The following is an 18,623-nucleotide window of genomic DNA, read 5'->3' as shown; positions in this document are numbered from 1 at the left end:
TGGACGCCGCGTTTGCGGTTTAACGCGCGGCCGGGAACGGTACGTCAGAGAACCGGGTCCATCGAGTTCAGGTGGCAGGCGTCGTTCCACATCTGCAGCACACGGTTATCGCGTTCCCAGCCGAGGGTGGACACCGTGGCGGTCCCGAGGCTGAAGTGCTTCCCCGAGGAGGCAGGCAGGCCCATCCAGCGCGCCGTCATGATGCGCAGGAAATGTCCGTGCGCGAACACGGCGACCGGGCCCGGAGCTGCGAGGCACTGCTCGATCGCGAGGTCGGCACGCGCGCCGACCTCGTCTGCGGACTCGCCGCCGGTCATCGAGTGCGTCCACACGGACCAGTCCGGGATCTCCCGGCGGATGGCCTCGGTCGTGCGCCCCTCGAACACGCCATAGTCCCACTCGAGAATGTCCTGGGAAGCGATGCCCTGCGCGGCATATCCCGCGCGCTCCATGGTTTCCCAGGCCCGCTGAAGCGGGCTGGACAAGACCGTCGGGAACGCCTCGCCGTCGAGCATCTCGCCGAGCGCGTCCGCCTGCTGCCGACCGAGGTCGGTCAGGGGGATGTCGGTGCGGCCGGTGTGCCGACCGGAAATGCTCCACTCGGTCTGCCCGTGCCGGATCAGGACGATGTCGTGCGCGGTCATGATGAAACCTCGTGATCTTCAGCGTCGTGGGAACGTCCGCGGATATCGACCGGAATGAACATGTCGATTCTTCGAGTTTAGACAGGCTCGTCGCGGAGCCTGACGGGGCACGCGTGCGGAACGCGCCCCGATACCCATGACTTTCGGAGGAAAAAGTGAGGGTTTGTGCAGGAATCCCGGCCACTATGGCCGATTCGCCTGCGCAGCATCCGAGCGCGTGGGCCCGAGACCAGTGAGCGCTGGCCCACGAGCCCTGTTCGTGCGCCCGCGTTTGCGACACCGGGACTATATGACATCGCATTCAGCACCACCCCGCCGCTCACCGCATTCTCGCCGGATCATCGCCATCTCCCTGGCCTCCGCCGTCGCCGTGGCCCTCGTCACCGGGGGCTCATACGCCCTTCAGGCCGCGAACGCCGCCCAGGACCGCGTGACCGCCACCGCAGCCCTCTCCGCGAGCACCGGCCGCCAGCACGACCAACTGGCCGTGTACGACTCGATCGCCACCGTGCACGCGAAGGACGCCGCCGCCGTCGCGCTCGACAGGGCCAACGCGGTGCTCGCTGCCGCCAAGGACAAGGTCGACGCGACCACCCTGAGCGACGTCGCGAGCTCGCTCGCGAGCTACCAGGTCCTGCCCATCGACGAGGTCGAGTCGCTCACCCAGCGCACGGCCGCCATCTCGACAAGCGTCGAAGCCGCTGCGGCCGAAGCAGACCGGGTCGCCGCCGAGAAGGCCGCTGCCGCAGCCGCTTCGGCAGAGGCCCAAAGGCTGCAGGCCCTCGCCTCAGCGAACACGCCCGCGGGCGCGAAGGCGGTGGCCCAGGGCCTGGCCGCCTCGAAGTACGGCTGGGGCGACGGCCAGTTCAGCTGCCTCGTGCAGTTATGGCAGAGGGAGTCCGGCTGGTCGTACACGGCCCACAACTCGAGTGGGGCCACCGGTATCCCGCAGGCTCTTCCGGGGAGCAAGATGGCTTCGGCCGGCTCCGACTGGGCCACCAACGCCGCGACGCAGGTCGCGTGGGGTCTCGGCTACATCGCCGCCTCCTACGGGACGCCGTGCGCGGCCTGGGCGCACTCCGAGGCCTACAACTACTACTGAGTGCCCGCTGATCGGGAGCCGCGTTCCACCGATCCGGATGCCCGTGGCCGGAAATAGGCCCCTGCATTCCTGAGAAAACCTCAGAAAAGCGGAATCGCGCTCAACAAGGGCGGCGGGCCGGGACTAGTGCGGCCCGCCACCCCTGCAGAACCCGGTTGACCGGTTACCCCGTGGATGACTTGTGGAGGTTTTGGTCGGGACTTTGCCAGAAAGCGTCTGCACTATGGCCAATTCGCCCGCGCCGTCACCGAGAGCGTGGGCCTGACACTCAGCGAACCTGGCGGTTTTCGAGCCGGTTCTCGATGGCAGGAATCATGAACTCAGCTCAATCCGCACCAGATTCGCCAACAGATTCGGCTCCGGTCGACACCCGGGCCTCGCGCAGGAACGGATCCAGGGGACGTCGCCCGAAACGGTTCACCCTCGTCACGGCCGGTCTCGCGATCGCCGCGATCGTGGCCGGAAGCGGCTTCGCGGTCAGTGCGGCCGCCGAGGCGGCCACCCGTTCCCAGAGCCGGATCGCGGCAACGGCCGACGTCGCAGCGGCGACAGGCCGGCAACACGACCAGCTCACCGTCTACACCTCGATCGCGAAGGTACACGCCCAGGATGCGGCATCCGCTGCGTTGGTCGACGCCAACCAGGTCGTCGCCGCAGCCGCGAACAAAGTGGATGCTTCCACTTTGACCGCAGCGGCGAGTTCGCTGGCGAGTTTCCAGGTCCTGCCCATCGACCAGGTCGAGTCGTTGACCGCCCGGACCAAGGCCGAGACGACGACCGTGCAGGCTGCGGTCGCAGAAGTCGACCGCGTTGCGGCCGAGAAGACCGCCGCTGAGGCCGCAGCCGCTGCCGCCGCCAGGGCCGCCGCGGAAGCCCAGGCGGCCCAGGCGGCCAAAGCAGCGAAGGCGGCTGCGGCAGCTGCTGCGGCCGCTGCGCCGCAAGCGGCGGCGTCCGTGTCATCGTCGGGGGACAACAGCCCGGCCGGCGCGCGCGCGACGGCGAGTGCGATGGCCTCCTCCCAGTACGGCTGGGGCAGCGGGGAATTCAGCTGCCTCAGTCAGTTGTGGCAGAGGGAATCCGGCTGGAACTACCAGGCGTACAACAGCTCCAGCGGAGCAACCGGCATCCCGCAGGCGTTGCCCGGCAGCAAGATGGCCTCCGCTGGCTCGGACTGGGCATCGAACGCGGCGACGCAGATCAGCTGGGGCCTCGGCTACATCAAGTCGGCCTACGGCACTCCCTGCTCTGCCTGGGCGCACTCCGAGTCCTTCGGCTACTACTGATCGGTCGGGTGCTGACCCGCCGTCGCTCGCCCGCGCCGCTCCACCCGTTCGTCTGTCGGTGGCCACTGTTAGCGTTATTCCATCCACTCCCTGAGGCTCGTGCCGAGACCGAGGAGGACGGAAATGAAGGTTTTGGTGGCCACCGGGGCGACGCAGGGCTCCCGCGGCAGTGACTCGAACGGCTGTATCGAGGGTGAGCTCGTGTGGATGCTCGAGCCGTGCCCGTATAGCCGGTGGGCCCCATACGGGGACTGCGGCTGCGGGCGCTCGTTCAGCGGAATGAACTCGCTCCAGTCCACGACGACGGCGCGGGTATGCGACGTGCCCGGCCTCACGAGGGACTACTACGAGCAGGCCCTGCGCGCGTGTTTCGACGCGCGCGGCTGGTGCGTCTGCTGCCAGGCGCGCCCGGTCCCTGAACTCGTCGACGAGCTCATCACGCTCGCGACGATCCTCGAGGAGGGCACCGTTGTGGAACGCCGCCTCGACAGGCTCACTGTGCGACGGGTGCCCGCGGCGAAGAAGCGGCGCGGGAAGGAGCGTGGGTAGCGCGGCCAGTCCGGGGAGCGGTGGTGCCGCGCGGGCGACGGGAATACCCGGCGGCCCCTCCGCGCTGCACCGGTCATGAAGCGCATCGGATTCCTCTCCTTCGGCCACCACCAGGCGGTGCGGGGCTCCCTTGCCCGCACCGCACGCGACGCCCTCCTCCAGACGGTGGAGCTCGCGGTCGCCGCCGAGGAACTCGGCGTGGACGGGGCATACGTGCGTGTGCACCACTTCGCCCGGCAGTTCGCCTCACCGTTCCCGCTGCTCGCGGCGATGGCGGCGCGCACGAACCGGATCGAGCTCGGCACCGGCGTCATCGATATGCGCTACGAGAACCCGCTGTACATGGCCGAGGAGGCCGCGATCACCGACCTGATCAGCAACGGGCGCCTCCAGCTCGGCATCAGCCGCGGGTCACCGGAAACCGCGCAGCGCGGCTACGAGAACTTCGGCTATGCGCCCGCAGACGGGCAGACCGACGCGGATGTCGCCCGCGAGCACACCTCGGTCTTCCGGGCGGCGATCATCGGGGCCGGTGTCGCGACGCCGAACCCGCAGATGTCCGCTGGAACGGCGCTGTTGCCGATCCAGCCGCAGGCTCCGGGACTGAGCGAGCGGATCTGGTGGGGCTCCGGCACCCGGGCGACCGCGAAATGGGTCGGTGAGCAGGGCATGAACCTGATGAGCTCGACGCTGCTGACCGAAGACACCGGTGTCCCGTTCGGCGACCTGCAGGCGGAGCAGATCGCGATCTACCGTGAAGCCTGGGCCGCCGCGGGCCACACCGGCACGCCGCGGGTGTCCGTGAGCCGCAGCATCCTGCCGCTCGTCACCGAAGAGGACCGGGCCTACTTCGGCCGGCCGGGCAGCCGGGAGTCCGAGGACCAGGTCGGCTACCTCGACGGCGGCCTCGCCCGCTTCGGCAAAAGCTACGTCGGCGAGCCCGACCAGATCGTCGCCCAGCTGAAGACGGATGCCGCGGTGCAGGCCGCAGACACCGTGCTCGTGACGATCCCCAACCAGCTCGGAGTCGCATACAACGCGCGCCTCCTGGAGAGCATCGTCACCCACGTCGCCCCGGGTCTCGGCTGGCGTTGAGGCCGCCGCACGACCCCGGCACAGAACGCGTGGGGAACTGACCGGTAGCCCACTCAAGCGTCCCGAAGCCTTGTGAACCTTTCAGCCGCGCGCGTTAGGCTTGAATCACCACCACGAGTCGGAAGCCAGGTCAGAGACGTGCGGGTCATCAGCTACAACCTCCGGAAGAACCGAGCGGTCGGTGAACTCGCCGCGCTCTCCGTCACCTATGAGCCGGACGTGCTCTGCCTCCAGGAGGCGGACACCCTCGAACTGCCCGACGACATCGGCACCCTGCATCTCGCCGACTCGACCCTGACCAACCGGCTCGGCCTCGCGATCTACTACCGCCAGGACCGCTTCGACGCCGTCACCACCCAGGCCTTCGCGCTCAAGAAGTCCCTGCACGACATGGTGCTGCGCCCGGCGCACGAGCGCCTGATCGGCACCCGGCTCGTTGACAAGGTCGCCGATCGCGAGCTCGTCGTCGCGTCCTTCCATGCTGCGCCGCTGACCGCGCGCAATTCGCTGCGCCGCAACCAGATCCGTTCGGCGCACGAGGAACTCAATCGCCTCGGCCCCGGCCTGCCGACGCTGATGGTCGGCGACTACAACTACCCGATCTTCAAGGGCAACCTCGGCGACAAGGTCACGGAGTCCGGCTACGACCTCACCCTGAGCGACACCCGCACATACACGCGCTACCGGTTCTTCAGGGGTCACTTCGACCTCGCAACCTCGGTCGGCCTGACCATCGAGAATGTCGAGACGCTCCCGCGCGGCACATCCGACCACATGCCGATCTTGGTGACCTCCTCCTACACCGCGGAGCCCGTGAGCCAGACCCTCCGGCAGAGCGCGCGGAAGAGCATCCGTGAGACGGATGCCGCCCGCTCGGTCGCGAGGACCGCGACGACGACCGCGACCGAGACCGCAGCTGCACCGCCGAGCACGGACTTCGACATCTGAGACGGCCGGCCTGCGACCGGTCTGGACCTAAAGGTGCGGGTGCGGGCCTGCGGGTCTGAGCCTGCTCGTCAGTCCGCGGTCGGCGGGGCCGGGAGTGGCTGGCCGACCAGGCGCTCGACGAGGGCCTTGAGCTCGCCGATCTCCACGGTGAGGGCGTCTATCTTGTCCTCGTTGACGCCGAGCTCGACCTTGATGGCCTCCTCGGCCTCGCGGCCGGCGGCGGCGAACCAGGATGCGATGTACGCGGTGATGGTGCCGATCAGCGCGATCCCGGTGACCACGAGGCCGACAGCGACGAGGCGGCCGTCCGTCGTGACGGGAAAGTGGTCCCCGAATCCGACGGTGGCCATCGTGATGAACGACCACCACCAGCCGTCCCACACCGTCACGATGTTCGCGCCGGTCGCGTTCCGTTCCGCATCGGTCACCGCGAGGCCCGCGATGAACCAGACCGACACCGCCGTGATGCCCACGTAGGTCATCACGCGGTTCTTGAGCACCTTACTCAGCCGGCGGGTGGACAGGATCACGACCGAGACCACCCGCAGGGCCCGCAACGGTCGGAACAACGGCAGGGCGACCGCGAGAAGGTCGAGGATATGGGTGCGCATGAACGCGCGTCGATCCTCCGCGAGGCTTACCCGCACCACGAAATCGACCGCGAAGGCCGCCCAGCTGCCGATCTCGATCCACTCGAGGAACAGGTGCCAGCCGGGACTGATCTCCGGCGCAATGATCGGCGTCGCGTACGCGATCAGGAAAGCGATTCCGAGCGCGAGCAGGGGAGTGTCGGTCGCGCGTTCCCAGCGGGAGCTTCTCACATCGCCTTCTCCTGGCTCGTCATGGTCGCAGGTCGCGTGCTCATGTTAGAGGGTGATTGTTGCGCCCGCGTTTCGAAAAAAGCGTGGCGGACTCAGGCGAGCGGGAACACGATCCGGGTGCGCCACTTGGCAGGGTCCGGTTCGGCGTCCGGACCCACCAGGTACTCCTCCCACATGTCCCCGGCGACGGTGAGCTTCTGCGCGGTGATCCAGTCCGTCACGGCCGCATACGTCTCGGCCATCGTCTCGTATGAGCCCACGTGGAACGTCTCGACGGCCGGACCGGACGGAAGGTGCACGACCTCGACGGCCCGGGTCGCACTGACCTCGTCGACGACGGGGAATCCGGCGGTCACGTCGACCGCGGCATCCGTGGGGGCGCCGTGATAGAGCGCGATCGGCGGACCGCTCGGGTGGGCGCCCAGCCTGCCGAGTTCGGCGGCGGAGGTACGAAAGGCGCGATCGAAATATTCGGTCAGCCTGCTCATCGGGATCACCTCGTGGACTCCGAGGAACGTGCGGGGTTCGAGGGTGATCTGTTCGGCCTTCATGGAGTCTCCCTGGTCGGTTGCCGGGCCCCGGAGGGACCCGCTGCGGCCCACAGTAGACCGCCGCCCGAAGCGACGTAAGGGTGCATAGTGGTCGCGAAGACCCCAACCCCGAGGAGGGCCCATGGCCGGCAAGATCGGAAACATCGTGTTCGACTGCGCACACCCGCGCGAGCTCTCGCACTTCTGGGCGGACGTACTCGGCTATCCCCGAGCCGAGTGGCCGCCGGAGCTGCGCGAACTCGTACTCACGAGCGACCTCACCGACGCGGACCTCGAGACGCGCAGCATCGCCGGGGATCCGGAGGGCCTGTTGCCGCGGTTGTTCTTCCAAAGGGTCCCGGAGGGCAAGACCGTCAAGAACCGGGTGCACCTCGACATCAGCGCGACACCGGGACGGGCGCCGAGCAGGGACGAGATCGATGCGGAACGGGATCGGATCGTCGCGCTCGGGGCATCTGTGGTTCGCATGGTCGACGAGAAGTGGGGGCCGTTCCCGGAATTCCACTACATCATGGCCGACCCCGAGGGAAACGAGTTCTGCATCCAATAACCGGGTTCAGGGCCGATCCCGGTAACCGCTCGGGGCAAAATCACCGTAGCGTTGAGTCGTGGTCTTCGAACACGGGTATTCGAAGAATGTGGGGGACACGAACACGAGAGGTTTTCTGGCTTTGAGCAACGAATGCATCCACGGACTCGAGGGTGGCCTGTGCGCCATCTGTTTCCCGAAACCGGTTCCGGAGGCTGTGCCCGCGACACCCGCGGTTCGCGCGAGCCGGGCCAAGTCCGCCCCGTCGCCGGCGCGCTCGAAGACGGCCTCGAAGCCTCCGTCGCTGCGGAGCGCCCCGGCAAGCAGCGCCTCCGGTGCGACGAGTGCGACCCGCCCCCGCCCCTCGACCCGGACCAAGTCGTCGATCGGGCCGAAATCCGCCCCCGACAACGTCGGCGAGCAGCGCATCTATCACCTGACCCACATCCGCAACCTCGCCGGCATCCTCGCCAGCGGTGGCCTCCTCGCCGACGCGAGCGAGGCCTGGGCCGTGCGACCCGCCGTCGACATCTCCTCCGTTCCCAACCGTGAGAAGCGCCGCAGCACGCTGATCGCCGGCACCGAGAACACGACCGTCGCGCACTTCGTGCCGTTCTTCCTCTCGCCGAACGCGACCATCTGGGACAGCATCCTCACGAACACCGGCGACCCGCGCCTGTCCAGGGACGCCCCGTATGCGGAGAACTTCGACTTCGTGATCCTCGTCAGCACCGTCAAGAAGGTCGTCGAGGCCCAGTCCGGGCACGGTGAGCCCGCCCTCGGCGTCATCGCCGTGACCGACGGCGATGCAGCGGGCACCCTGACCCGTGTCGGTGCGACGCCGGAGACGAGCGACCGGGTCCTCCGCCGGCTGCGTGCCGAGAAGGATGCCGCAGCGCTCCTCGAGGCCGAACTCCTCGTCGAGGAGACCTTCCCGTTCGAGCTCGTCACCATCGTCGCCGTCGCGAATGACAAGGTCCGTGACGTCGTGCGCGGCATTCTCGCCGAGTCCGGTCACCGCCCGAAGGTCGCGGTGTACCCGCCGTGGTTCCACGCCTCGGAGCCGGTCACCGCTTAGGCCGTCCGACGCGCGAGCGGTCGTCTCAGACGACGTCGAGGGGGACCTGTTCCCCCTCGGGCAGCTCGATCCGGATGATGTCTCCCGGCTGGACCGCACCACCGGACGCGACCACGCTCATCACGCCGGCCTTGCGGGTGATGCGGCCGGCGGCATCCGTTTCGATGAGCTGCTTCATCAGCCCGCCCTGGTATCCGTTGATCAGTGAGCAGGGGTTGCGCAGGCCGGTCAGTTCGACGACGGCGTCGGCGCCGAGGTGCAGCCGGGTGCCGAGGGGGAGCCCGGTGAGGTCGATCCCCCAGGTGGTCACGTTCTCGCCGAGTTCGCCGGGCCGCACGGTGTAGCCGTCGTGGGCGAGCTCGTCGAAGAGCTCGGACGGGATCAGGTGGACCTGGGTGAGGTTCGGCGCCGTCGGGTCCTTCTTCACGTGATAGCGGTGCTGCACGGTCGCACCCGCGTGCGCGTCGCCCTCGACGCCGAGACCCTCGAGCAGGAGGATGCGGGGCGCGGCCGGCTTGCTGAACCGGTGCGCGTCATCGAGGCTCACCGACACGACCGCCGCAGTGTGCTCGGGCCGCATGGCGTGGTCGGGCTGCGTGGGCTGTTCGGGCGGGGAAGTCACCATGAGACGATTCTGGCATGCCGCTCGTCAGCGCCAGGGGCTGGCGTCGACCTGCACGGCCACGACGTAGAGGTGGCGGCCCTGCTCGATCCGCTCGACCTCGTACACCCGCACGGCGGTGTTCACTGTGCTCGGCACCGGATGCCCGACCCCGATCCCGTAGGTCACGGTGCCCTCGAAGTCCCCGGCCGGGGCGTACCGGGTGATGGCGGCCAGGCCGACCGCTTCGCGCGGAGCCTCGAGCACACTCGAGATACCGTCCTCGGTGTGGGCCTGCGCGAGGCGGAACACCACCCGCAGGATGCTGTCGGTTCCGTCCATCGGAATCGTCAGGCCGCTCGCATCTCCGGTCAGGACCGGCACGTATTCGAGTTCATAACCGGGGAAGCCGCCCTCGAACCGGAAGCTCAGCTGGTCGTATGGCGGTGAGGCGAGCGGATGCGCACCCGCACCGATCGAGGTCAGTGACGGGAGCGGCGGACTCGGCGGCGGGGCGATCGGGACCGCGATGTCATGGCCGATCGTTGCCGGTTGCCCGGGTCCCGGCCAGGCCCAGCCGTAACTGATCCGGGCGGAGAGGACCCTGTCACCGGGCTGCGGGGTCGCCGTCGCGTCGTCGGGAGGCGGCGTGGCGCTGTCCGTTCCGGGTGCGGACGGGGAGGCGGTGGGGGACGCGGTGGGGGTGGAAGCAGACGTGGACGTCGGGGCTGGCGTCGGGCTGGGGAACGACGGCGCGCAGCCGGCCAGAACCATGCTGACGGCGAGTACGACGGGAAGTCCGAGCTTTCGTTGGGAGCAGAACATACGGCTCCTCTCCACTCCTCGTTCTACTCCCGGGTCTGCTCCGCAACAAGGCGGGCGGTCAACCAGGCGTCGAACTCGGTGGCGGGAAGCGGCTCGCAGAGCAGGCTGCCCTGGGCGGAGTCGCAGCCGAACCGCACGAGGGCCTCGTATGCCTCGTCACTGTCGACGCCTTCGGCGACCATTCGCAGTCCGAGGCTGTGGGCGAGGGCGATGGCGGAATTGACGAGGGTCGATGAGCGTTCGTCGTGTCCCATCGCGACGATGAACGATTCGTCCAGGCGAAGTTCGTCGATGGCGAGGTCGCGCAGCAAGGCGAGGGAACTGTAGCCCGTCCCGAAGTCGTCGATAGACATCCGCACACCCTGGCCTCGCAACCGGTTCAGCACAGCGCGCGCCCGGGACTGGTCGGCGAGCAGGAACTCCTCGCTGATCTCGAGAGTCAACACGAACGGCGGCAACGCGCGATTCGCGATCATGGCGCCGAGGTGCTCGGGGAGGGCGGCGTCGATCAGCGCGGCCTGGGGAAGCCGGATCGCGACGCCGAGGTCCAGTCCCCGGTCCCGCCAGGCGGCGGCCTGGTCGAGCGCCTGCACGAGCAGGGCCTCCGACAGCGCCCGCACGAGGCCGGCGTCCTCGACGAGATCGACGAATTCGGAGGGGTGCAGCAGGCCACGGACCGGGTGATTCCAGCGGATCCGAGCCTCGGCGGCATGGATCTCGGACGTGTCGAGGTCGATGCGGGGCTGGTAGTGCAGGGTGAGTTGGTCCTGGACGAGCGCCTCCCGCAGTTCCTGAAGGGTGCGCAGGCGCACCTCGCTGTGCCGGTCGTCGTCGGACTGATAGACGTGGAACCCGCTGCCGGTGGACTTCGCCACGTACATGGCGGTGTCGGCCTTGCGCATCAGGGCGCCCAGGTCGCGGCCGTGGCTCGGGTACAGTGCGATGCCGATACTGACGCTCGTCTGCAGGGAAATACCCTCGAGCGTGAAGGGTACGGCGAGCGCCGCCCGCAATCGATCGGCGAGAGCGGATGCCTCGCCATCCCTGTTTCGTGCGACGAGGATCGCGAACTCATCGCCGCCGAGCCGCGCCAGCAGGTCGAGCGGTCCGAGCTCGCGCGCCAGCCGCACGCCCACCTGCACGAGGAGTCGATCGCCGGCATCGTGACCGAGGCTGTCGTTGACCTCCTTGAACCGGTCCAGGTCGAGGAGGAGGAGCGCGCTGCCCTGCTTCCGGTCGGACGCGAGCCGGGCCGCGACGTCGGAATACATGGCCCGGCGATTCGGCAGCCCGGTCAGGTCGTCGGTGCGTGAGAGGTGGTTGAGTCCCCGCTCCCGCGAGATCATCGGGATGACCGCGAGGGCCAGGGTCACGCTCGCGAGACCGATCGCGAGCGCCGAGATGTGATTCTGGGTCGCGTAGACCAGGATCCCGAGTCCCGCGGCCGTTGCGATCGCGGGAACGACGAAGGCCATCACACCGTTCGGCTCCCGCGGCGCCGCGACGACGGGATAGGACGCGCGGTCGACCCAGACGGCGATGAGCGCCAGGCCGATCGCCCAACTGGCATCGAGCAGGGTTCCCAGGGAGTAGCCGCCGTCGAGGAGGGCGTATGCCACGTCGGCGCCCGCGTAGACGACGAGGCCGCCGATGAGAGAGACCCAGGCGCGCCCGGCGTGTCGGCCGTAGAGCGCGGCAACGCCGGCGATAGCAGCGATCAACAGCAGATCGAGCATCGGGTACGCGAGATTCACGAGCGTTTCGAGCGACACCGGTTCGGCGGAAGCAGAGACGAGTACCGGGTTGAGGAGGACGGCCATGAATGCGGCGACACTGACCGAGCCGACGGCACTGTTCAGGAAGGCCGCCCAGGGCACCCTGCGGAGCTGCCGGCGTGCGGTGACGAAGAGGGAGGCAAGGATCAGGCCGTAGAAGGCCAGGTAGAACAGGTCAGCGACCGACGGGGAACCGGGCCCACCGAGGAACCGGGTGGAGATGGTGAAGCTGACGTCACCGAGGAAATTGCACGTGACGGCGGCGGCGGCGAGTGTCACTTCTCGCCGGACGTAGTCGGCCCGGCGGACGGCGGTCCAGCAGACCACGACGGTCGCCAGGCCAGCGAGCTCGGCGAGGACGAAGTCGACGAGGACACTGTAGTCGCCGCCCTTGCCGACGAGCATCACGACGTAGAGGGCGAGCGGTATGCCCATGATCCACAGGGGTCGGCTGGATGGCTGCCCGACGGATGCGTCCATCGTCTGCTCCGGAGACGACTTCAGGGTGCGCGTCCCTCCGCGCAGGATCGTCATGTCGCGACCGGCTCCGCGACCGACCGGCGGTCAGCGAGCCACCGGTCGAAGGCATCCGCTGGGATCGGCCGGGAGATGAAGTACCCCTGGGCCTGGTCGCAGCCGAAGCCGGCGAGGGCGCCGTAGGTGGCGGCGTTCTCGACGCCCTCCGCGACCATGCGCAGCCCGAGGCCGTGCGCGAGCTCGATCGAGGACTTCACGAGCGCCGCGGCGCGCTGGTCGTCCTTGAGCGGGAAGACGAAGGACTGGTCGAGCTTCAGTTCGTCGATGGGCAGGTCACGGAGGTACGCGAGCGAGCTGTAGCCGGTGCCGAAATCGTCGATCGAAATGCGGATGTCGTTCGCGCGGAGTCTGGCCAGAATGTCCCTGGCCCGGTCCCGGTCGCTCATGAGGAAGTCCTCGGTGATTTCCAGTTCGAGCACCGAGCCAGGCAGGCCGCGCTCGGCGAGGAGGCTTTCGATCCGTTCGGGAAGCTCGGCGTCGACGAGGGAACTCGCCGACAGGTTCACGGCGATCGAGAGGGGCAGGTCCCCGGCCCAGGCGGCGGACCAGACCCTCGCCTGGTCGAGCGCGACGGCGAGCACCCGCTGCGTCAGGGCGTGCATGAGCCCTGCCTCCTCGATGAGCACGAGGAACTGGTCGGGGAAGAGGAGTCCGCGGGTGGGGTGCTGCCAGCGCACGAGGGCTTCGACGCCGGCGACGCTTCCCGATGCGAGGTCGATCTTGGGCTGGTAGTGCACGATGAGCTGGTCGTCCTGGAGGGCGAGCCGCAGTTCGGAGAGGGTGCGCAGGCGCAGGTCGCCGTGGCTGTCGTCGTTGCTGCGGTACACGTGGTGGCCGCTGCGGGTCGATTTGGCCTTGTACATGGCCATGTCGGCCTTGCGCATCAGCCCGGTGAGGTCGCTGCCCTGATCCGGGTACAGGGCGATGCCCACGCTCACCCCGGTCTGCAGGGCGATGCCCTCGAGGGTGAACGGCACGGCGAGTGCAGCGCGCACCCGGATCGCGAAGTCGACGGCTTCGGCATGGCCGACGTCGTCGAGCAGGATCGCGAACTCGTCGCCGCCGAGCCGGGCGAGCAAGTCCTGTTCGCGCAGCTCGTTCGACAGGCGGATGCCGGCCTGCACGAGCAGGCGATCGCCCGCATTGTGCCCGAGACTGTCGTTGACCTCCTTGAACCGGTCGAGGTCCAGCAGAAGGAGGGCCCGGCGCCGGCGGGGCTCCCTGGTGATCCGGGCCGTGACATCGCCGTACAGGGCCCGCCGGTTGGGCAGCCCGGTGAGATCGTCGGTCCTGGCCTGGTGCCGCAGCACGATCTGCCGGGAGACGAGTGGCAGGGAAGCGAGGGCGAGGGCGGTCGCGGCCAGCCCGATGGCGAAGCCGGTCACCGGGACCTGGCTCGCGAGGATCAGCACGCCGAGGCCCGCGCCCGTCGAGACGATCGGAACGGCGACGGCCGCGACGCTGTCCTGGGTGTGGCTGTGCGTCTCGGTCTGGCGCGACGAAGCATCGATCCAGACGGCGACGAGGGCGAGTCCGATCGCCCAGCCCGCGTCGAGGGAGGTGCCCGTGACGTAGGCGTCTCCGATGCGCAGGTAGACGATTTCGGTCGCGGAGAAGATCATCAGCCCGAGGACGAGCAGCATCCAGCGCCGGCGCGGATCCGGGCCCTGGGTCGCGGCGGTTCCGGCGATCACGAGCACGAGCATCGCGTTGAAGAGCGGGTACGTCACGACGACGGCGGTCGCGCCGGCCTCGATGGTCGTGCCCACGGAGTCGAGGATCGGGGTGAGGAGCGCGGCGAGCACGGAGCCGGCGCCGAGGATCCCGATCGCGCCCTCGAGGAGCACCGGCCAGCCCGGCGGGCGGCGCTGCCGACGTGCGAGGGCCACGATTGCCGTGACGATCAGGAGATAGAAGAGGAAGTATCCGATGTCGGGGAGGGTCTGGGACTGGTCGGAGTCTCCGGGCCGGAAGTATGCGTAACTGTCCGCTGCGACGACGATCGTGATGGCGCTCGCCGAGAACACGATCTCGCGGCGGTCGAAGCCCGCGCGGACGACGGCGGTCCAGGCGACGGCGACAAGACTCAGCTTCGTGATGATCGCGAGCCACACATCGACGAAGGGGCTGAACTCCGAGCCCTGCGAGACGAGCGCGACGGTATAGACGGAGAGCAGGAGACACATGAACCAGACAAGCCAATTGCCTGATGAGGCCACATACCGGGCGAACGTGCCGAGGCGGCGAGCCAGCGTTGTCATGGTTACCGGTGCCCCTCCGCCTGCGTGTGCCCAGCATATCAGCGGGACAGACCGGATTATCGGGACCACCTCCCGAAGGAGGGGCGGCAGCCAGGGGCGCCGGGGCCGCGGGGAGGAGCAGAATGGCTGTGCAGGCATGACCTAAGGCGCAGGAGGCGGACCATGGTGGTTCTCGTGGGGTATTCGAGCAAGTACGGTGCCACGGAGGGGATCGCGGAGCGCATCGCGCGCAAGCTGCGCGAGGCAGGGCGCGACGCCGAAGCGAAGCCGGTCTCGGTCGTGGAGAATCCCGACCGGTACACCGCGTTCGTGATCGGGAGCGCCGCGTACATGGGCTCCTGGCGGAAGGACGCCGTCGACTTCGTCCGCGGCAACCTCGAGCTGCTCACCTCCCGCCCGCTCTGGTTGTTCAGCAGCGGCCCGCTCGGCACCGCGACCCGCGACGCCGAGGGACACGAACTGATCATCGAGGCCGAGCCGAAGCAATTCGACGAGTTCGTGACCGCGCTCGAACCGCAGGGCACCAAGGTCTTCTTCGGGGCGCTCAACCCGGAGGCGCTGCGCCGCCGCGACCGGCTCGTGCGGATGATCCCGGCCGGCCGGGAGCTGCTCCCTGAAGGCGACTTCCGCGACTGGGTCGCCATCGACGCCTGGGCCGCGTCGATAGCCGCCGAGCTGCCCGCGACCGCTTAGGCCGCTCGCCACCAGCCCCGCCTGCGGGGCTCAGGGCGCGAGGAGCGCCCGGATGTCCTCCGCGGTGAAGTCGTCGCCGACATCCGCTGCCGTCGCCGCACCGTCGAGGCCCGCGCCATCGAGTACCGAGCCGACGAGACGCGCCTTGCGCTCCTTGAGCGCCATCACCTTGTCCTCGATGGTGTCCGCGGCCACGAGCCGGTAGACCATGACCGTGCGGGTCTGGCCGATGCGGTGGGTGCGGTCGATCGCCTGCGTCTCCGTCGCCGGGTTCCACCACGGGTCGAGCAGGAAGACGTAGTCCGCCTCGGTCAGGTTGAGGCCGAAGCCGCCGGCCTTGAGGCTGATCAGGAACACCGGCGCCGTGCCGCTCTTGAACCGGTCGATCACCTCTGAGCGCTTCAGCGTCGAGCCGTCGAGGTAGCAGTACGGGGTGCCCTGGGCGTCGAGGCGTGCGGCTGCCTTGCCGAGGAACGAGGTGAACTGGCTGAACACGAGCGCCCGGTGACCCTCGGCGACGACGTCGTCGAGCTGGTCGAAGAGGGCGTCGAGCTTGCTCGAGGGCACGTCCGCGTAGGTGTCGCCGAGCAGGGACGGGTCGAGGCTCAGCATCCGCAGCAGGGTCAGCGACCGGAACACGATGAACCGGTTCGCGTCGAGGTCCTCGATCAGCCCGAAGAGTTTCTGCCGTTCGCGCTGCAGGAAGGTGTCGTAGAGCGCGCGGTGCCGGGGATTCAGCTCGATGCGCAGTACCTGCTCCTGTTTCTCGGGCAGTTCGCGGGCGACGACGTCCTTGGTGCGGCGCAGGATCAGGGGGCGGATGCGGCGGCGCAGCCGGGTGATCAGCGCCGGGTTGCCGGGTTGCCCGGCGTCGTCTGTTGTGCCGGCAGGTCTCACGCCGTGTTCGTCGCGGTTCTCGATCGGGCGGACGTACTCCTCGCTGAACCGGCGGGCGGAGGGGAACAGGCCGGGTGCGACGATCGCGAACAGGGACCAGAGTTCGAGAAGCCGGTTCTCCATCGGCGTCCCGGTGATGGCGAGCTTGAAGGGCGTGTCGAGGTCGCGGGCGCAGGCGTGCAGCCGGGAGGCGTGGTTCTTCAGGAATTGCGCCTCGTCGAGGATCAGCCCTGCCCAGCCCTGGGCTCGGTACGCCGCGAAGTCGAGACGGAAGAGCGTGTATGAGGTGACGATCACGTCGTGGTGCGCGACGGCATCCGTGAGCGTCGTGCCGCCGCGGCCGAGGACGGTCGACTGGGTCGTCTCGACGCCGTGCACGCGGAGCCCGGGGGTGAAGCGGGCGGCCTCGGCGATCCAGTTGGAGACGACGGAGGTCGGGGCGACCACGAGGAACGGGCGGCGCGGTACGGCGGGTGCGGGGCCGGATTCGCGCGTCGCGTGTTCGATCAGGGCCAGCGCCTGCAGGGTCTTGCCGAGGCCCATGTCGTCGGCGAGGATGCCGCCGAGGCGATGCTTCCAGAGGAAGGCGAGCCAGGCGAAGCCCTCGCGCTGGTACGGGCGCAGGGTCGCGGTCACTCCCTCGGGCACAGGAACGGGCTCGAGGAGGCCATGGCCGTCGCCGTCACGGTCGCCGGCGTCGACCGCGCGGGTCCGTTCGAGCAGCCCGGACACCGCGGACCGCCAGGCCGTTGCTTGCTCGGTGTGTTCGGCGAGGTCCTCGAACTCCGCCCAGAGCTGGGCCTGGTAGCGGCTGATCCGCAGCCCGGTCTCCCACTCGGTGAGGCTGCGGGCCTCGTCGATGAGCGTCCGCAGGCGCTCGAACGCGGGCTGGCGCAGCGAGAGATAGGTGTTGTCGATCATGAGCAGCTTCGGCTTGCCCAGGGCGAGTGCCTTGAACAGTGGGCCGAAGGGCACGGTGCGGCCGTCGATCGTGACGATCACGCCGAGGTCGAACCAGTCCCTCTGGTTCGTCTCGACCGTGGTGATGGTCAGTTCGGGCGTCGCGGTGAGTTCGCGGTAGCCCGGATCCGCGCCGATCCGGTCGATCCGCAGCCCTCTCAGCTCGTCGAGCCGGGGGAGTTCCCCTGAGGTGAATTCGGCCGCGTCGAGCCCGCGGAGCGTGTCCGGAGGCGAGCCGGGTGCGGTGCCTGGGTGAGTTGCGGAGAAAACACCGTCGCGGCGCGGAGGAAGGTGCTTTGTCCGCAACTCGACCGCCGCGATGAGCGCGGCCTCCGCGGAGGCGTCCCGACCGGCGGGGCGGCCGGGGCCAGGGCCGGCGTCGAGCGGGACGCGCGTGACGGCACGGCCCTCGCGGTACTCCCAGTCCCAGGCGAGGCTCAGCGCCTGCTTGGGGAGGAAGCGCACGGTGAGCACCAGGACGGGAGCGGCGGCCTCCGGGAAGGTCACCGAGGCATCCGTGCTCGTCACCGGGAGCGCATGACGGAGGCTCGGGTAGAAGTCGCCGAGGAACTCGGCCGTCTCGGACGCGGGCACGGCCACGGTGGCGGGCACCCCGAGCAGGCGGCTCTGCTCCGGGCTGAGCGGGCCGCGGGTGGGTGCGAGGAGGAAGGAGAGGGCGAGGGCGGGGGACCGGGGCGGGGACTTCGTCGAGGTCGGGGTCGAGGTCGGCGACGCGGGGGGTGTCTGCGCATAGACGTAGACGCCGTGGCTGCCGATCGCGCCGGCCTGGGCCGGGGGCTGCGCATTGCCGTCGATCGTGAGTGTCGTGGTCAGGCGCAGGCCGGGCGCGCTCCCAGCAGGAGCCGTTGCCGCAGTCTCGGACGGGGATTGTGTCACGTCGAGTGCGACCACAGCTTCCGCCGCCACGGTGACGGTCGCGCCCTTCTTCGTGCCGACGAGCGCGATCCCGAGCCGGCGCGCTTCGCCGAGGTGGGCCCAGAGCAGGGAGCTCTCGAAGTCGTCGAGGTAGAGCCAGTCGGCCTCCTGGTTCGTGTACACCCCGCGCACCGCGCGGTTCAGGGCCCAGAGTTCGCTGAGCCAGCGCTTGTGCTCGGGGTTGAGGGCGAGCCGGTTCACGTGGAAGCTCAGCTGGTTCCATGTCACGCTGCCACGCACCCAGTTGCCACGCGCGTTCAGGACGACCGGGCGCACGCCGAGCCTGAGCGTGCCGTGGCCACCGCGGAGGCTCGTGACCGTCTGCGCCGTCGGCCCGCGCCAGCGTTCATCGGTGCGCGGGGTCAGCTCGCGCAGCTCGAACTGGAGTCCCATCGCCGTCGGGGCGGCGGTTCCCGGGGAAGCCGCAGCGCTCCCCAGTACTCCGGCGGGCGGTCCAGCGGGGGTCTGGGCGCGCATCCGCCACCCCGGCGCCGGTGCAGGGGGCCCGGTCTGCGACATTCCCCCATGCTCTCACGCT

Annotated in this window: 16 protein-coding genes; 8 read left to right on the top strand and 8 right to left on the bottom strand. The window is 69.1% G+C overall.

All coding sequences use genetic code 11. The features are described from left to right. Positions 1-44: 44 nt before the first annotated feature. The gene (locus tag RHM57_RS12100; protein WP_322135362.1) at positions 45-644 is read right to left on the bottom strand and encodes a histidine phosphatase family protein; all 600 of its coding nucleotides are present in this window, start codon (positions 642-644) and stop codon (positions 45-47) included. 289 nt (positions 645-933) lie between these two features. Between RHM57_RS12100 and RHM57_RS12095 the strand changes: the two genes are divergently transcribed. The 5 genes from RHM57_RS12095 (at position 934) to RHM57_RS12075 (ending at position 5,621) form a co-directional block, all read left to right on the top strand. Then, positions 934-1,746, top strand: coding sequence for a hypothetical protein (locus tag RHM57_RS12095; protein ID WP_322135363.1), 813 nt, complete (start codon positions 934-936; stop codon positions 1,744-1,746). Positions 1,747-2,060: 314 nt separating this feature from the next. Next, the gene (locus tag RHM57_RS12090; RefSeq protein WP_322135364.1) at positions 2,061-3,029 is read left to right on the top strand and encodes a phospholipase; all 969 of its coding nucleotides are present in this window, start codon (positions 2,061-2,063) and stop codon (positions 3,027-3,029) included. Between the two features lie 123 nt (positions 3,030-3,152). Beyond that, positions 3,153-3,578: a hypothetical protein gene (locus RHM57_RS12085; RefSeq protein WP_134445931.1), complete on the top strand. Its 426-nt coding sequence runs from the start codon at positions 3,153-3,155 to the stop codon at positions 3,576-3,578. A gap of 75 nt (positions 3,579-3,653) precedes the next feature. Beyond that, entirely contained in the window at positions 3,654-4,673 is a 1,020-nt protein-coding gene (locus tag RHM57_RS12080) for an LLM class flavin-dependent oxidoreductase (RefSeq protein ID WP_322135365.1), read from the top strand. A 138-nt stretch (positions 4,674-4,811) separates the two neighbouring features. Continuing rightward, complete coding sequence (locus RHM57_RS12075; RefSeq protein WP_134445929.1) at positions 4,812-5,621, top strand: endonuclease/exonuclease/phosphatase family protein; 810 nt, start codon at positions 4,812-4,814, stop codon at positions 5,619-5,621. Between the two features lie 68 nt (positions 5,622-5,689). Here the strand turns inward: RHM57_RS12075 and RHM57_RS12070 are convergent, their stop codons facing one another. Continuing rightward, on the bottom strand, positions 5,690-6,442 hold the full coding sequence (locus RHM57_RS12070) for a potassium channel family protein (RefSeq protein ID WP_322135366.1): 753 nt from the start codon (positions 6,440-6,442) through the stop codon (positions 5,690-5,692). 92 nt (positions 6,443-6,534) lie between these two features. After that, positions 6,535-6,993 (bottom strand): GyrI-like domain-containing protein, encoded by a 459-nt coding sequence (locus tag RHM57_RS12065; protein ID WP_166787227.1) that lies wholly within the window; start codon positions 6,991-6,993, stop codon positions 6,535-6,537. A 121-nt stretch (positions 6,994-7,114) separates the two neighbouring features. On the opposite strand from RHM57_RS12065, the gene RHM57_RS12060 reads away from it, so the two are divergent. Further along, positions 7,115-7,543 (top strand): VOC family protein, encoded by a 429-nt coding sequence (locus RHM57_RS12060; protein WP_134445926.1) that lies wholly within the window; start codon positions 7,115-7,117, stop codon positions 7,541-7,543. 196 nt (positions 7,544-7,739) lie between these two features. Further along, entirely contained in the window at positions 7,740-8,600 is an 861-nt protein-coding gene (locus RHM57_RS12055; protein ID WP_322135367.1) for a DarT ssDNA thymidine ADP-ribosyltransferase family protein, read from the top strand. A gap of 25 nt (positions 8,601-8,625) precedes the next feature. On the opposite strand, the gene RHM57_RS12050 is transcribed toward RHM57_RS12055, so the two are convergent. The 4 genes from RHM57_RS12050 to RHM57_RS12035 all read right to left on the bottom strand — a co-directional run bounded on the left by RHM57_RS12050 (position 8,626) and on the right by RHM57_RS12035 (position 14,599). Beyond that, positions 8,626-9,180, bottom strand: a complete 555-nt coding sequence (locus RHM57_RS12050; RefSeq protein WP_322137279.1) for an MOSC domain-containing protein — start codon at positions 9,178-9,180, stop codon at positions 8,626-8,628. A gap of 69 nt (positions 9,181-9,249) precedes the next feature. Continuing rightward, positions 9,250-10,026, bottom strand: a complete 777-nt coding sequence (locus RHM57_RS12045; RefSeq protein WP_134559578.1) for a hypothetical protein — start codon at positions 10,024-10,026, stop codon at positions 9,250-9,252. 23 nt (positions 10,027-10,049) lie between these two features. Continuing rightward, positions 10,050-12,335 carry a putative bifunctional diguanylate cyclase/phosphodiesterase gene (locus RHM57_RS12040; protein WP_322135368.1) on the bottom strand — a complete coding sequence of 762 codons (2,286 nt, stop codon included), beginning with the start codon at positions 12,333-12,335 and terminating at the stop codon, positions 10,050-10,052. Next, positions 12,332-14,599 carry a putative bifunctional diguanylate cyclase/phosphodiesterase gene (locus RHM57_RS12035; protein WP_322135369.1) on the bottom strand — a complete coding sequence of 756 codons (2,268 nt, stop codon included), beginning with the start codon at positions 14,597-14,599 and terminating at the stop codon, positions 12,332-12,334. Before RHM57_RS12035 ends, RHM57_RS12040 begins: the two co-directional genes overlap by 4 nt. A 162-nt stretch (positions 14,600-14,761) precedes the next feature. Between RHM57_RS12035 and RHM57_RS12030 the strand changes: the two genes are divergently transcribed. After that, positions 14,762-15,292: a flavodoxin domain-containing protein gene (locus tag RHM57_RS12030; RefSeq protein WP_322135370.1), complete on the top strand. Its 531-nt coding sequence runs from the start codon at positions 14,762-14,764 to the stop codon at positions 15,290-15,292. Positions 15,293-15,322: 30 nt separating this feature from the next. On the opposite strand, the gene RHM57_RS12025 is transcribed toward RHM57_RS12030, so the two are convergent. Continuing rightward, positions 15,323-18,604 (bottom strand): DEAD/DEAH box helicase, encoded by a 3,282-nt coding sequence (locus tag RHM57_RS12025; protein WP_322140921.1) that lies wholly within the window; start codon positions 18,602-18,604, stop codon positions 15,323-15,325. Between the last annotated feature and the right edge of the window lie 19 nt (positions 18,605-18,623).

Origin of the sequence: Cryobacterium sp. 10S3, assembly GCF_034344045.1 — a bacterium.
Lineage (GTDB): Bacteria > Actinomycetota > Actinomycetes > Actinomycetales > Microbacteriaceae > Cryobacterium > Cryobacterium glucosi.
This window is presented reverse-complemented; position numbering and strand designations above follow the sequence as displayed.

What these genes read in the sequence shown, in the direction of transcription:
- RHM57_RS12100 (WP_322135362.1), bottom strand. Translation starts at nt 644, where the DNA reads ATGACCGCGCACGACATCGTCCTGATCCGGCACGGGCAGACCGAGTGG.
- RHM57_RS12095 (WP_322135363.1), top strand. Translation starts at nt 934, where the DNA reads ATGACATCGCATTCAGCACCACCCCGCCGCTCACCGCATTCTCGCCGG.
- RHM57_RS12090 (WP_322135364.1), top strand. Translation starts at nt 2,061, where the DNA reads ATGAACTCAGCTCAATCCGCACCAGATTCGCCAACAGATTCGGCTCCG.
- RHM57_RS12085 (WP_134445931.1), top strand. Translation starts at nt 3,153, where the DNA reads ATGAAGGTTTTGGTGGCCACCGGGGCGACGCAGGGCTCCCGCGGCAGT.
- RHM57_RS12080 (WP_322135365.1), top strand. Translation starts at nt 3,654, where the DNA reads ATGAAGCGCATCGGATTCCTCTCCTTCGGCCACCACCAGGCGGTGCGG.
- RHM57_RS12065 (WP_166787227.1), bottom strand. Translation starts at nt 6,993, where the DNA reads ATGAAGGCCGAACAGATCACCCTCGAACCCCGCACGTTCCTCGGAGTC.
- RHM57_RS12060 (WP_134445926.1), top strand. Translation starts at nt 7,115, where the DNA reads ATGGCCGGCAAGATCGGAAACATCGTGTTCGACTGCGCACACCCGCGC.
- RHM57_RS12050 (WP_322137279.1), bottom strand. Translation starts at nt 9,180, where the DNA reads ATGCGGCCCGAGCACACTGCGGCGGTCGTGTCGGTGAGCCTCGATGAC.
- RHM57_RS12045 (WP_134559578.1), bottom strand. Translation starts at nt 10,026, where the DNA reads ATGTTCTGCTCCCAACGAAAGCTCGGACTTCCCGTCGTACTCGCCGTC.
- RHM57_RS12040 (WP_322135368.1), bottom strand. Translation starts at nt 12,335, where the DNA reads ATGACGATCCTGCGCGGAGGGACGCGCACCCTGAAGTCGTCTCCGGAG.
- RHM57_RS12035 (WP_322135369.1), bottom strand. Translation starts at nt 14,599, where the DNA reads ATGACAACGCTGGCTCGCCGCCTCGGCACGTTCGCCCGGTATGTGGCC.
- RHM57_RS12030 (WP_322135370.1), top strand. Translation starts at nt 14,762, where the DNA reads ATGGTGGTTCTCGTGGGGTATTCGAGCAAGTACGGTGCCACGGAGGGG.
- RHM57_RS12025 (WP_322140921.1), bottom strand. Translation starts at nt 18,604, where the DNA reads ATGTCGCAGACCGGGCCCCCTGCACCGGCGCCGGGGTGGCGGATGCGC.